10 protein-coding genes are annotated in these 15,041 nt (G+C 40.0%); 9 read left to right on the top strand and 1 reads right to left on the bottom strand.

Translation table 11 applies throughout. The features are described 5' to 3' along the window. Window positions 1-15 precede the first annotated feature (15 nt). Genes R7Q41_RS20200 through R7Q41_RS20185 form a run of 4 tightly spaced genes read left to right on the top strand, consistent with a single transcriptional unit; the run spans window position 16 to window position 3,949 of the window. The gene (locus R7Q41_RS20200; RefSeq protein WP_025634146.1) at window positions 16-534 is read left to right on the top strand and encodes a hypothetical protein; all 519 of its coding nucleotides are present in this window, start codon (window positions 16-18) and stop codon (window positions 532-534) included. After that, window positions 527-1,318 (top strand): hypothetical protein, encoded by a 792-nt coding sequence (locus tag R7Q41_RS20195; protein ID WP_025634147.1) that lies wholly within the window; start codon window positions 527-529, stop codon window positions 1,316-1,318. Before R7Q41_RS20200 ends, R7Q41_RS20195 begins: the two co-directional genes overlap by 8 nt. A gap of 1 nt (window position 1,319) precedes the next feature. Then, the gene (locus R7Q41_RS20190; protein WP_025634149.1) at window positions 1,320-2,639 is read left to right on the top strand and encodes a toprim domain-containing protein; all 1,320 of its coding nucleotides are present in this window, start codon (window positions 1,320-1,322) and stop codon (window positions 2,637-2,639) included. 2 nt (window positions 2,640-2,641) lie between these two features. Further along, window positions 2,642-3,949, top strand: coding sequence for a hypothetical protein (locus R7Q41_RS20185; RefSeq protein ID WP_025634150.1), 1,308 nt, complete (start codon window positions 2,642-2,644; stop codon window positions 3,947-3,949). A 90-nt stretch (window positions 3,950-4,039) separates the two neighbouring features. Here the strand turns inward: R7Q41_RS20185 and R7Q41_RS20180 are convergent, their stop codons facing one another. Further along, window positions 4,040-4,546 (bottom strand): hypothetical protein, encoded by a 507-nt coding sequence (locus R7Q41_RS20180; protein ID WP_025634152.1) that lies wholly within the window; start codon window positions 4,544-4,546, stop codon window positions 4,040-4,042. 72 nt (window positions 4,547-4,618) lie between these two features. Between R7Q41_RS20180 and R7Q41_RS20175 the strand changes: the two genes are divergently transcribed. The 5 genes from R7Q41_RS20175 to R7Q41_RS20155 are packed head-to-tail and all read left to right on the top strand — an operon-like array spanning window position 4,619 to window position 15,041. Next, the gene (locus R7Q41_RS20175) at window positions 4,619-5,248 is read left to right on the top strand and encodes a hypothetical protein (protein ID WP_025634154.1); all 630 of its coding nucleotides are present in this window, start codon (window positions 4,619-4,621) and stop codon (window positions 5,246-5,248) included. Next, window positions 5,245-6,270, top strand: coding sequence for a hypothetical protein (locus R7Q41_RS20170; RefSeq protein WP_025634155.1), 1,026 nt, complete (start codon window positions 5,245-5,247; stop codon window positions 6,268-6,270). The genes R7Q41_RS20175 and R7Q41_RS20170 overlap by 4 nt, the downstream gene beginning before the upstream one ends. Then, entirely contained in the window at window positions 6,260-7,381 is a 1,122-nt protein-coding gene (locus tag R7Q41_RS20165) for a hypothetical protein (RefSeq protein WP_025634156.1), read from the top strand. Before R7Q41_RS20170 ends, R7Q41_RS20165 begins: the two co-directional genes overlap by 11 nt. Before the next feature lie 2 nt (window positions 7,382-7,383). Next, a complete protein-coding gene (locus R7Q41_RS20160) occupies window positions 7,384-8,868 on the top strand; it encodes a hypothetical protein (protein ID WP_025634158.1) in 1,485 nt (494 codons plus the stop codon). Between the two features lie 8 nt (window positions 8,869-8,876). Next, window positions 8,877-15,041 (top strand): hypothetical protein, encoded by a 6,165-nt coding sequence (locus R7Q41_RS20155; protein ID WP_077202327.1) that lies wholly within the window; start codon window positions 8,877-8,879, stop codon window positions 15,039-15,041.

Raw genomic sequence — 15,041 nt, 5'->3', positions numbered from 1 at the left:
ACCCAAAAGTCACCTATGATTAGACTAACGTTCGATAAAAAATGGATAGATGAATACTGGCAAGAGGTTGAGCCAAAAGTAATGAGCAGCATTTCATCCTTTGAGGCCAGAGAAAGCTGGGTTGTTGAGGATCAGTCTCCATCATTAAGAGAACTTAATCGCATTGCTGAAAACCTACCTCAATTAGCAAATTTCCCATTGAATCAGGATGTGCAAGAGCAAGCCGATCGGTTACTCGTAATTTTGGGGTGCTTACCGCTAAAAACGTCTTTAGCTGCTTTTGGTTGGCTGGGGGCTTTTAGTCAAAACGATCACAAATGGAATTACATTGTCTCTATCCACGCGAACCAAACTCTAGCGAGTCAAAGTATAGAAAACCGAAACCGGTATAAGTTTGCCAAAATTCTTCACACAAGATTAAACCTCTTCAACTTTCTAATCGAATTCGACAAGCAATATATGAGTGAGGATGCAACTCGATTGGCACTGGCAACTCACAAAAGATTAATTCAGGAGAATACTAAGGATGGATAATAATAAAATTATTCGTTTTGCACTTCTAGCTTCAGTCATTGCAACTGTCACTCCCTTTAAGAGTGAAGCAGCAAGGGTATGTCGACAAAAAGTCTCATTGCCAGCACCTTCAGCTGGTATATGTGACGTAGATACAAGCAATCCTAAGATGGGAAACCCATTTGCTTATATAGACCCGACTCAAGGGTGTGATTTCTCTTTTAGTTTGCCAGGTCTACCTTCGTTTAGCCTCGATGGTTTACAAGGAGCTCTATGCGATACCATTCAGGATATTGGGCAGCAAGGCATTGACGACGCACTTGGCCCTGTACTTGATGCGATTCCAGATAGTGTAGACCTCGACCTAGATAATTTGATGGAAGGCATCTTCGATGATCAAATTGAGATGCAAAGTAAATTTTGCCCTGTCTATGACGACAAGGGAAAACTGGTTTCGTACGAATGTGCGTCTGATGGGAATGGTGGCGGTGACATTATAGACATAGAAGACCCTGATCATGGAGACAGAGAATGTTATACACAAAATGGAATTACATACTGTAAGGATGATGAAGGAGAGGTAACTGAACCAGACCCAGAACCTTATGACCCTGAGAAAGACCCAACTTTGCCAATATGCTCAGAGTTAGACAGTTTCTTTGACTCTGAAGGTAACTTAATACCTTGTAGAAACGGTACAAGCAGACAAGCCGTTTACCCTCAATCTGAACAAAACCTTCCTAGTTCATCAAGAGATACCAACCAATCTACCAAACCAAAATGGGATGTGAAAAAAGGGTGGTAATGTGAATTTAATACTTGTTGAAAGCAGCCTTAAATCGAAGCAAGTTAACTTGGCTCTAGGTGCACTAGGTATTCAAGAAGAGTTTACTTGCGGATTTACTATGGGGAGAGTTTTCGATTTTAAGGTCGGAGACCCTTCTCTAAAGTGGTCCCCAAGGAACTCTGACGTATACCAGTATCTGTCTACTCAAATTCAACGCTCAGACAATGTTATCGCTATGACAGATGCTGACGAACAAGGAGAGTACATCGCCTACCAATTGCAAACCATAGCAAATCAATATGGTCGTTCACTTGTGAAAGCCGATCTGAGTGAGTTATCACCTTTAGGCATAAAAACAGCACTGAGTAAGGTTAGGCCAATAAACCTAGACGTTGTAGCACAAGCACATACAGAACGACTATTAAATCTTAAAGTAGCCAATTATGGTATTAATCAGGGTATTGGACCAACGAGTATTCATAAGTTAATGGTTGCAAGCCATTTAATGGATACACCTACTCTTAATGTAGCTACATTCTTAGATGATGAAAGTTCCGTTAAAGCCCTAACTTACAACACTTCCCTAAAGTCAGCCGAGTCTGAATTAGTTGAAGTTCCAACGAAACCGCCATCAACCTTAAACATCTACCAGAACGTAGCAATACACTACGATACGCCTGTCTGTGATATCGCAAATAATCTTCAAGACTTATATCAATCTGGAAAGCTTTCATACGGGCGTGTGACCGAGAATTATTGGTATCCAAGTGCAGAGAACTCCGTAGAAGATACCCTAAGCGAGCTTTGTGTAGCTATAGACATGGAAAGATTTGCGGCATTAACAGAAAGAAACCAAGCCCACTCAGCTATTTATGTCGTTGATCATCGTTCCGTGTACAGCAAACATTCAGAAGTAGAAATGGTAACTGAATTTACAAAAAGTGCTTTGGGCTTGAGCGATAAAAAGACGTATCTAGCTGATGCTGGTGGACCTATTTTGTCAACTGAAGAACTAGTTCAGCCTGGTTTAAAACGCAGCTCCCCAGATATCCAGATCTTACAAAGCTTAAATGAACTTGGCCTATATAAGCCTTCTACCAGCCCAACTCTTTGTAGTTCCCTTAGCTCAGCTTTTTACATTAACTCACAACTGAACAAAGAAGCTCTAAAGTTTCAGTTTTCTATCACTAAGCGTCTTTTCCCTTCTCTCTTAGAACATATAGAGATGCGTCAAAATCCAATCACCCAACGAGTAAACCATAAAGTAGATGGGACGGAACTAACTATCACTAACAACATGGCCAACACCTTGTTTGATAATTTAACGATGAGTAGGTAATCATGATCAAATTCCATAAAAAGAAAGGTTTAGCACTATCATTAATGGCCTTAGCCAGTTTCTACGCTTTTGCTGAGTATAAAACTGATAAAGCACCTATAAAGAGTAATCCAACAAGTGAGGTTTATGTAAGTGGCTCGAGTACTTTGCCAATTGAACAACTCGTTGAAGAAAAAATGAGTGTAACCACATACAAAATAATTAAAATCATGGAAGACACTAACCTTTATGCCGCCTTCACAAACAAAGGGACATTCATTGTTGATAGCGATGTTAACTTTGCAATTAAGGGGAAAATGATTGATCTGTCCAATGGCGATAACATCCTTGGTCGTATATTCGGCGCACATAAGGATGAGATACAGTCAATAATCACCAAAGAGAAGGCAATAGTTGCTTTCACAGATAGCAGTCATAAAGCTTCAGTCAAATTGAGCGACACCAAGCCCAAGCCTCAACCAATTCCAGCTGAACCTTCTGAACATAACACCAACTTAAACAGCTCTCATGAAGAAAAGATAAACGAGATTTTACGTAAATCTCCAGGAGTTCAGGCGTTAATCAAAAGAAAGTTGGCCATGGAAGCGAAACAAGAACAGCTTGAGCATCAAGAAAGTTCTGATTCTAGCAAACAACAACCCGTAACTCAGTCATCTATTCCAAGCGTAAGCTCCGAAAAAACATCTAACACAATCATGGATGAATTAAAGAACATCGAGCCTCATATGCGTCAAAAGTTAGGACCTACATACGCTCCGATGCTTCTTCCAGCAATAGATGATGATAGCTTTATTGTTTATGAAAATGATGCAGATGTCCCTTATAAGGGAACTTTGACAGTTGCTACCGATTTTAGTTGTCCAGTATGTAAACAGCTACATACTCTAATTCCTTCTTTAAATGCTGAGGGTGTAAAGGTACGTTACATGCCTTATCCTAGAAAACGGATTATTGATTACCCATTCGAGAATAACTTTACAGTCGATCAGTATATATATCGTACTCACCAAGAGCCCCTTAATAGCTTTGGTGAGTTAGTGCTTAATGGATACTGCTCTGATGATAATAAAGCCGCATACAATGAACTCTTTTCTACTAAGAGCTTAAGAAACTTTCCAAGTAACATTTCGAAGAGTTGTGAAACTAAAATGAGGGAATTCAAGATTTTGGGCGATTTAATGTTCGCAGGTGGAACTCCCTACCTAGTTTGGGGAGACGAAGACACTCCAGCAAGTGAAAGGGGTTATATTCGCGGAGTTATGAGAAGTGATAGAACAATTTTCGATCTACTAAAACGAAAGGAAAGTTAGTAACTAGATAATAACTTTAGAGATCATCCCAAACCCTGAAACTTTATTTGGCCCATCTTGGGCCAAATTTTTATTCAATATAATAAAAGTCTAATCTATGGGAGTTACTACTATTGCATCCGCATCGTCAGACTCATGATTACCGTCATATGGCACTAGAGTAATTAGAGAGGCAGATTCTAACTTGTTACCAACGCTTGCTGTAACAGGTAGGCACATATGAAGTTGACGATTCTCACTCTTTGTCATGTTATGAACCCCTCTGCGAGATCGTTCAGAAACAATCACCTCCGTTTCGACTTCATAATGCAATTGCAATTCGTGACTACTTGATAAAGAGAGTGGTGTTGGTTCTACTTTGAACCCGGTAAACTCAATTTTCTTTACAGCATCCCAAACTTCACCTAGTGGCCAACCTAAATAGTGGTTGTGTTTTGAATCAATAGAATAAGCAATCATAGAAGACATACTCCTTGAAAGTCCTATTCTACCTTCCGACACTTCTTTAATTTCTAGGCTGAAGATAGAGTATAGCTCTATGTCTGCTCGCCCACTAACTGCAGCAATCCAGGCTGCATTTCCCTCATAGTCACCCATTTGACACCATTGTTTTTAATTGATGAATGTCTTATATTATACAACTATTACCCCCCGCGCAACGAGGCAAACATGAGGTTAGAAGATAGCCTACAAGACCATGTTTTTGATTCAATTAGTAGGTCATTAGGTCTAACTATCAATGAAAAGCAACACCTTCAATTTGCAGTTAACTGGAACACGAATGAGTTGATGCTTTCGTCTTACATGGCTGCTAATGCTCTTAACGGAACATCTACGTTTGACTGCCAGCTGCCTATTGTTTCTATTGATGAAGATGGGGATATAACATCGCTCGAACTCCCCCATGAAATTGATTGGAGCAAGCCAAAGCAACAGTCCCTTCTATCCATAATAGAGATGCACGGTATTCGTCTTGATAAAAGCGAACCTAGTGAAAACTTTAAGACATGGCTAAGGGTTGCACAGCTGAATGAACTACATAGTGTTATTAAGCGATCTGTTGAACACCATCGTAGCAGCAATTCACCGAATGCCCATCAGATTCCGTTGTTATTAGATAGAACAGACTATCTCTTCGAACCTTCGTCAGGTTTGGCCGTACCTAACACGCAATCAATGCTAAGTAATCGTGTTGAAAACCAGATAATCAACCAGACAACCTACAAGCACAATCTAATTCCAGATAACGAAATAGTGGTTAACCCAGCATTAGACATTTCTATTGGGGTGGAAAGATGAAGAAATTCTTTACAATTGGGGTGGCTATAGTTGCATTCATTCCGTACACAAGCCATGCATTCTTAGCTTGGACGATTGTAGATCCAGCCAAAACAGGTCAAAAAGCTAGTCAAACAGCCACTGATGGTATGACAGCAGCTGAAAGAGCGCTGACTAAGTCTCAAGAAATGGCAAACGAGATCAATAACGCGATTAAATCATTCCAAAACGACGACAACCTCAAAGCTTTCCATACAGCTACTGTATCAGGTAGTCACTCTGAAACGCACAATTTGCTAATGCAATCAAAGATGGAAGTTACACCAGGCCTTTGTGAATTTGTTGAGAGGGCGTATGTAGCTAATTTTGATGAACAAGGCTGTCTATTCTTTGATGATGATGGCCTAACTAGTTCACTAGTAATTGAGGGGGAGAAGGTACTTCCTGGAAAACTAGCCGAAGAAACCTTTGATAACCTTAAGTCCAGCATATCTCATAGAGCTCCTATTGGCGCACCTAACCTTCACGAAGAATACACAATCCTTCTAAATGACACCTTTGGGCAAGCAGTATTGAGTGAGTTATCGCACGAAGACCGTTTAGCTATGGATCAGTTAGTTGGTCTATTAACAACTCAAAATCAATCTACGATCCCTCACCCAAAAGACATGAAAGGTTCTGACGATGAACTCAGATTAACTAGAAAACTGAATAGATACCTTCGAAGTGACTTAGCGATTGCCACTATGAAATCGAGTTATATAAAACGCTCCCAATTGAGCGATATGAACTCTATTCAGTCAGATATATGGCAAGGCAGAACGGAAGAGCTTAGCGATATGAAATCCTTAGGAATGCCTGTAGAGACAGTTAATGGGCTGTCTCCTAGGCCGACCAGCGAAAGTGTTGCTCGGATGGATGCAATTCAATCAGCACGATTAGCAAGATACCTTTTGGCCTACTACGAATCACTACTTACAAGAGAAGCCAACCTTGCTCTTAAGACTCAAATTTTAGCGGAGTTAGCAGAAAATGGACTATAACAAACACTCAATAACAGACCTTATTAACAGCATCCCGCTAGAGTCTATTAGGCTTGAAACACCTGACTTTGAATTCGCAAGCCAAGGACAGAGCTTAAGCACCTCTTCTGTAGCTCCCAATTTACCAGAAACTATCAACTTCACTCCAATATCAGAAATAACACCTGACACACCAATAAAACGGTATTCATTTTCACCTACCGTTAACATTGAAAGTACTGGTATCGATGCTGGTGGTATTACAAATGTAGCTGCGAGCTTAAAAAATTCAGCTATTGAGCACTCCGTAGGAAAAGGATCACCTTCAACTGAAGAGCATGTATTGAAGCATACTGAACCTGCTGAGGAAAAGCATATAAAAACAAAAGAAGAACCCCCAGAACAAAAAACTGCATCCCCAGACCAACCAGCAACTATTGAACGTAATGTTGAGAATGAAAACGTTCCTAAACAGGATGAAGAGAAACCAAATAATAGAAAAAAAACTACCCCACCAAGTAAGGAAAACGGAAGGGAGCAGGATAGTGTACAAAATAAAGAAAACAAGAAGGTCGACCAGTACAACCAAAACATAAATACAAATAGGAACTCTTATGGCCTATTTAACCTCAACCATAACGGCTCCAAAGCTCAAGGTGGGCCTTCTTTCTTAACAAACTCCTACAACAAATTAAAAGGAGAACAGCCAGGGTTGAAACAAATCAACAGTGTCATTGATAGGTCAAGAGATCTTCAACAGTCCTACCTGGACCTAAAAGGACTGATTGCAGAAGGAGCACCAGCTTCAACACTTAAAAAAGCTGAGAAAAACTTCGAGAAGATAGCTAGTGACCTAAATAAAAGTGTTTCAAAAGTTCAAAAGGGATTGGACAACCTTGGTCCTAATGCGATTGACCAACTAGGCAAAGCCGTAGGCCAAGACAAGCTATCCCAATGTAAAAAATCACTTGAAACTGCAACTAAATTACTTTCTGGAGAAAACGTTCAGGAAGTAGGTATGCAGACTAGCAAGATTGTCCAGAAAGCTGCGGAAAACATGCACAAAACTGTTGAAAACATTACAAATACAATTAACACAACCATCAACATGCTTGGGTTAGGAAGAGGTTAACGATGAGCAATTTTATTGAGTTAATGGAAAGTGAAAACGTACCAACAAACTTTAAATTTCTTCTAGGATTCCATCAAGAGACCAGCAAGCTTTCGCACTTCGGAATCGCAAAGCACATTGGTTTACTAGATCAATACATTGAAGATAGCGTTGACTTAGGTTTGCTTAACAATATGACGCTTGAAGAACTATGCATTCAGTTTCCTCACCTAAATATGAGTAAAGAAAAGTTATCTATCTTGAAATCAGGAGTACCTTACTTCAATGGCTTGTATCAACTAGAAATAAACAAAGAAGCCTACAAGTATAAGGACCTCTATGACTATTGCACTGATGGTAAATCAATTGTTCTGAACCTAAACAATAAACCCATAATATTTTTGCCTAGCGAAAATGATTACTATCAACTACAGCTCGATATTAGTAGCAAAAACCACTCTAACGAAATCGTTTTTTGGCTTGATTGCGCTGGCTTATTACCTACAACAGCCACCGAATCATCGGCTCCCGGTACAGGGATCGCCATACAAGAACAAGTCATGGCAAATAACTACTATATAGCCATAGCACCTGAAAGTGAGATTGTTCGTAACCTTTCTAGGATAGACTCCAGTGTATTCTCGAAAGTTAATGAAAAGCTATATGAAGACCAATTACCACATCAGGCCGAAGGGTGTATTGAATTTCTTTCTTTTGCGGAAAAGCACCTGATACACAAGATCCACTTCAATATTATAGATAGCTCTATCAATAGAGTCGTCTGTCTAAATCAAATGGTTACTGAATCTTTTGATTGGACTTCTCTAGGTATGTATCAGGGGTTAAAGCTATTTTTGCAAGAATCCGGCATACCTACCAAAGCTTTAAATGAAACCCCGTATTCAGGTTTCACGGTTATAGAAATGCTTACATCAGAACATACTGATGAAAGCTTTGAATGCGGCATTAAAATAAACTCAATCCCTATCCCTGGCGGCTATACCCTAATTTTGGACATGATGTACACATCTGAGTTTGAGATAGAGACAAATCAGACAAGCACTCCTGAAATTCAAGAGGGAATTGTTCAGTTAAGCTTCGGGAGTATTAAACAAGATCCACTTGGTGGAATGATCAATAGCGTACGAGAGCATTTGAATGAAGAAAATGGAGATACATTTCTAGCGTATGAAGATTCATTTCCTATCTACTTAACAGATCTTGTTCACACAAACCTCTCAGGTGATATCAATAGTTTACTCTCACAGTACGCTTCTTCAGGTATGCAGTTCCTAATAATTGGAGAAATCTCTAGCGAATTCATTGCCAATACTGCACTGATTGCAGCACAAAATGGCTTTATGGTGTTCGGATGGGTTTATTCGGCCACAGAGTCAGGCGCACTAAAAAAATTCACGTATAAACAATCTATTTATAGACAAAGCGAACCTCATGCACTTGGGCAACTCGTTAGACCTATCCAAATTGAACATGAAACTAGCGAGTAGGGGGAACTATGAATCACAATACACCTAGTAACATTGTAGAAAGACTAGAAGCAAGTCTCCGAGGCACGGTCTATGCCACTAAAAAAGACCGTAACAAAACTATTTTGAGAGATTATGGACATCCATTCGGACGCTCCAAGAACTCAATGGGTGCTAGTTTAAAGCTTTCCGATTACGTGAATGGAAAGTCAAAAAGTCTCAATGAAACTTATTCGAGGGAATTTGCAGAAGTTCATTGGGCTAAAGCCGCTGCATTGGCCATCCATCTAACATCTGGATTTGAAGTCTATTCAAAAAATGGTATTTCTGAATTCTTTGAAGAGCGTAAAAAGCTCGGAAAAATTGCAAGTGAGCTCAGGGCTACCGGAGACGATGTATATAAAAATCCTGAGTATGTGGCCGCTAAAAACAAAGCATATGAAGCATGGCAACGTAGGTTTAGTCCAGAACACAACTCAGCATCAATCTTAGATAAAACTCACAAAGCTCAAGATTCACTTTTAAGTGAGTTCTCTAGCCAAGCAGTTAAACTTGGGTACATAGATCATTCTTCACTTTTTAGATTAGAGAAGCTAGTTAGAGAAAACATAAAGTCTCTAAATAACGGGGTTCATGAAAATGAACTAGCTAATCCTGCTCAAATGTATCAACACAAAGCTGAACTTTATGAGCTAATGTTGAGCGAAACGTATCAAGCAGACACTAAATCACTGCAGCTTCTTGGTAAAAATATGTTTCAAGAGCACTTAAGTGAGATACAAAGTTACGCAGATAGTCAAAAGTACACAAGCTCTAGTGGTAAGCGCGTTGATTTTGACATTGACCTAAACTCATACGCTGACTCTCCAACTATTGGTGAAAATGGTGCAAAAGTCGGAGGTATCGCTAAGGAATTCCACCACAAAGGCGGTAAAAAGTCAGAATGGTCGGTTGCAGCTGGGATTAGGGTTTTTTACAACGACAAAAATCCGAGTGACATAACGCCAACGGTCTCACTTGCCGTCGGTATTTCGCTTATAGGTCGAGACTCTACATTTATCAGTTTTAAACCTGACTTCAAAGGCTGGTGCGAACGTCTACCTTGTGCCCCTTTGGGTAACGAGGCAAACCTAACAGCTGAGCAAGCTCGTCTTGCTCACGAAACTCGTCAAAAAGAACTAGCGGATAAAATAGCTGCCTCCGCAAAAGAAGCAGAGCTTAAGCATCAACAGAAGATGCAAGAGATAGCTGAAGCTAACGCTAAACGTGAGATCGAGGTTAAAACCTTAATTGATGCCAATTTCGAAAAACCAGAACTCACTAAAGATTCCGTAAAAGGCACTTATATCCAAAAAAAACATTTGGAGGCCTTACTAAACTATCCAGAACTCCATGGTCTGATGAGACTAACATCTTTATACGACCAACCAGCGGTTAGCATTCAAATGGGCCCTAATGTGGAGGAGACTAGAGGGTTACAGTTCTTAGCCCATAATGGCTCTCCCTGGAACAAAGAAAATCCCACTAACAAAATGTTTGAAGTCATGAATGACGACATGAAAAACAATTTTGTTCAACTCGGCAATATTACACCTAAGACAACGATCATAACGAGTGAAGGCTTTGCTAATGGAGGGTCTTTGTTTATCGCCGCTAAGGAACGTGGTTTAGATGTTGCTGTTGTTTGTGCGATGTTTGCTAATAATATCTCTCACGCAATAAAGCGGTACAGCCAGGACTACCCTAACAACCCCCTATTAAACGCCTCAGATAATGACTGTTTTTTAAAAGCCCCTACGAGTGAACACTCGATTAGAGCTCTTAATTTGAATACAGGCGCGAAGGTCGCTCTTCAAGCTTACGACGAATTTGGGGTAAAAAGCTTTAGCGTTGATTGGGAAAAGTTAGATGTACTTCCAGAAGCCACTGCAATTAAGGCTACAGACTACAATAATTTATTCGATATTTTTGAATATGATAAAGCTATAGAAGTTATGGGAGACCAGTTAGAGCTGGTAATAAGCAACAATACTACACCATCAAAAGAGTATGTCGCTCCCAGGAAATTTCTGGATGCAGAAAGAGATAAATTCACTGATATCTTTGATGCATATGGCATCGATGGGACCCTACTAACCACTAGCTTTCCCGTTGGAATGCAATTCGAAACTCCAAAAGCAGTATCCGTAGAACAAGAGCGAATAGATCACCGAGTCTCTGAGCTACCTGTTCAAGAAGCTAACGTAGCTCCTAATGAACATAATATAGAACGAATAGTGTCATATTCGCTACAACGTCACATCGACGGAGATTGGCAAACTATTGAGAAAGCAGACACCGCTAAAGAAATTTTAATAAACCTAGAAATTGAAAAGGGACACGCAGTTCAGATAGCTTATGAGAAGTTTTCTCAAGCTGAAAAAAACCTTGATAGTGCTTACACCAAAGCTCTCGAATATGTTGGTTCAACATACAGATGCTTTGACGAGGAATCAAAAGTACCTTTTACTTCCGCAGATACATACAACGATATTAGGGATATTCAATTGGCCCATGATGTCGTTTTGCTTGTTGAGAATGAAACGGGAACATTTGCTAGACCAATAAGAGTTTCTGAAGATGGTGAGCTTGTTATCGGAGGTAGCAAAGGGCTGAAACAACCGAGATACAACAGCAGAGCAGACCTTGCACAAGACATCAACGCTGTAGTCGAATCAATATATTTTAGTAACAATAATTATCAGTGGCTTACTGATCAAAACTTTGTATTACGAGATATTGATGCAGATGGTAAGCCAGACAGAACTACTTCAAGGACATTTGAGGAAGAATTCGGCCTCAGCGTATCGGAAGTAATGTCTACATTAGTGGACCCAAGGTCGATACAAGCAAAGCTCGAAAACTCAAATCAGACAATCAAAATAAATTGTACGACGACAAACGAACTTGAACCAGTAACTGAATTAGAAATTGACAGTAATGAAGTTGCTTATGAGCTTGACAGAATCAGCTCTCAACCAAACATTATTGATATCGATACATCTGCTTTTTCTAGTGCAGATCAAAACTTCTATATCGAACCCGCTGAGCGGCAGTCAAAACCTTACACAGTTAAATCATTTGCACCTAATGGAGCTGTAAACGGTAACTATGAGTTCGATTCATTGGCTCTTGCAGAGAATAAAATTGACGCATTGAATGGCACTAAATTCACCATACCTACAACCGTTTACTATATTTCAAAGCATGGTGAAACGCCTATATCAACAACAATCGACCCTGTGGATTTACCGCTATTGCAGCCAAAAGCACCACTGCAAGAGGAACCTGGTCAACTTTCTCGAGAACTAGAAACCTGCTTAGTACAAATTGATTCAACAGATTGGGGGACGTACGAACTCCCAATATCAAATGATACCCCGATAATGTTGAACCAAGAGGGTAGCTGGGTTAATGCATCAACTGGAGAGCCGACAAAGACTCTTAGCTTAATTGAGCTATACAACATCGAAAACGCCCATACAGAAGGTTTAGATAACGATAATGAATTAACCTTAGATAGTACCAACTTCGCAGAGCTTGCTGCCGATGGTGGCTTCGATATTGATTTCAGAGAACAATATACAGGCTTGGACCATGATCTTATTGAAACCACACATGAAATAGAACCCATTGTCGATGATTTCAACTTTGATATTGACACATTAGCTAACCTTGACATGAATGAACTGGAACCTGAAATAGAGGGAGCCCAGTTAGAACAGCTCAAAGAAAATATAGTTGATGCTATTGACCTAGAAACAGACAACGAGCCTGTAAACCACGAGCAAGAACTGACTAACCCTGACGCTTGGTCCGATGAACTCACTCACGGCAATCATAACCTGGAAGAGAGCATTGAGGTTGAGGCAGAAACGGATAGCCCAGAATTACTCGATAATGCAGATGACTGGTTGGATGAATTATCTGAACTTGACGCCCCATCGTTTAAACCCTCAACAATCGACCCATTAGAGAGCGATATGCCTGATTTTTCAGGTATGGAAGACGTTGAATGGGGTCTTGATGATTTCGGCATAGATGAGGAAGAGCAAACCATTAGTGTTGCTGGCTCAGAACATGTTGAAAACCAGGGCACAATAGATTTGTTTGAGTTAGCTGACCAAGAAGTGGAAGTCCAATCCGTATCTAACGAACAGCCATCATCTGTAAGTCAAGCAGAAAGACACAGTATAGATACGACAATCAATGACGTAAGTATTGAATTGGGTCAAGTTGACCCCAAGTCCGATGGACTGGATCTTAAGCATCAGAAAACTACAGGGGTAGGCGAGCGTTCCTTGGCTGAGCAATCTATGGAGAAGATTGATAGAACGACAGATGTGCTTGTCAACTCTACAACAAGACCACCAAACAGCGATGAACAAGTAATAAAAACTAATACTGGGGCAAAATCATTAAGTCAGCTAGTGTTAGATGAACTAAATGCTACAAGTATTAACTTTAGTGACCAGTTCACACCAAAAGATACTTTTGTTGGAATTTCAAGCTTTACGACGGTAGGTGCCTGGGCCGATAGTTCGAAATATTGGAAATCAACAACCACTGTAGAAGCCTCTACTTTGAATGTTAGAAGTGAAATCGATTTACCTTTAGTAGACGTAGAAGCTCCAGATGTTAATGTGCCAACAACAGAACAATTAACGTCTATATTCGATAAATCTAAGCAGAAAGCTTGGAATGAACAACGAGCCGCAAACTCAATCCAGGCGCAAGTCGAAATGTTTGAGGAAATTGCGCTTTCTGAGAACCAAAACTTTAATGCGAACCTAGATGTTGCACCAGACCTTGATGGTACTTCCTCTTCCTATAACCCTAATAGTGAACAGACATCCTCAGATGCGATACCGTCAAAAGACACAACAAGCCCTGACATAGAAAATACAGCTCCTGCAAACGAGATAAAGGATGAATCCAGAAATGGACAACACCAAAGTGAGATAGAAAAGGAACTTTTAAAAGTACTTCAGTCACTCAAATCCTCAGATAAGGAGAGTGTGGCCCATCTTACTGGACTACTTACAAACATAGCTGAGAGTGCAGCCAAAAATGCCATAGACGTCCATGACGTTAAAAGTAGAATTGAGACACCACATAAAGTAGAAGTGACTAACCAATCAGAGGAGCCTATCCAGGTTGTAACCAAAACATTCTCGGAGACAACAAAGGTCAATATTAATGACTTCGACTTCGATGATAATCCTGATGTAAAAGCTTATGTGAAACTTGCTAATGAACTTGTAGGCGACAAAGGACAGTCAGCTATACAAAAGAAAGCAGCCTTCCTATACGCATCAAAGACATCTCCAGAATCAGATACCAAAGAGCTAACTCAAAAAGCACTTGAAGTATTGGTATCAATAAAAAAACCTGAAGACAACTTAGCTAAACAAGAATATGCATCTAAAGCTAGTGAAATAGGCAATTGGTTGGCGACTGAAGCTAGAGTGGGGATGATGATCGAATCTACACGCAATGAGCAAGGCTACGTGACGAAATTTTCTGCTCTTGATAAAAAGCTACACGCAAAGGTACATGAATATCTTACCACGCCTTCAAGCCCAATTAAGGGCGCTAATGACCCTATATACTTTAGTCGAATTTGTCTAAAGGACGCTATTGAAAAACGTCAAATACCTGAGGATACGCTTAGGCAAGCTCTTTTCGGCATATGGAATAGCCCTGTGGGTAATACAGGTGAACTATCTAAATACTACAACAAAGTTGCTACCAGACTGCACGAAACTGGAGTAAGGAAGGTAGTTAACGATCTTAAAGAGAAAGGTATTATTGAGAATGACCCTAGTAGTAGACAAAATCTACTGTATGAAGACCCACTAGATGGGACACAAAAGTCCTTAAAGATTTCAAGTTTAAAATCTGCAGCAGCTGGTTTGGTAGCAGAACGTGAAATACAAGCTGCAAAAGAAATGCCTCGAACAGCGAAGAAGAATCAACGTGAGCCATACAGCTACTTCGTAGCTAAAGCATTTGAGAATCTAACTGAAATTAGTACTCCTTTAAAAACGGAGATTGATTTAGATAAGCCATGGAGAGCAACATTGCGAAGAGGTGATGGTTCGCGTTCTGATATGAACTCCAAAGAGCAAGAAACTATGGAGATTACAAGATAA

Origin of the sequence: Vibrio sp. 2096, assembly GCF_033339595.1 — a bacterium.
Classification (GTDB): domain Bacteria; phylum Pseudomonadota; class Gammaproteobacteria; order Enterobacterales; family Vibrionaceae; genus Vibrio; species Vibrio alginolyticus.
Note: the sequence above shows the minus strand (reverse complement) of the source record. Positions and strands in the feature narration are given on the sequence as shown.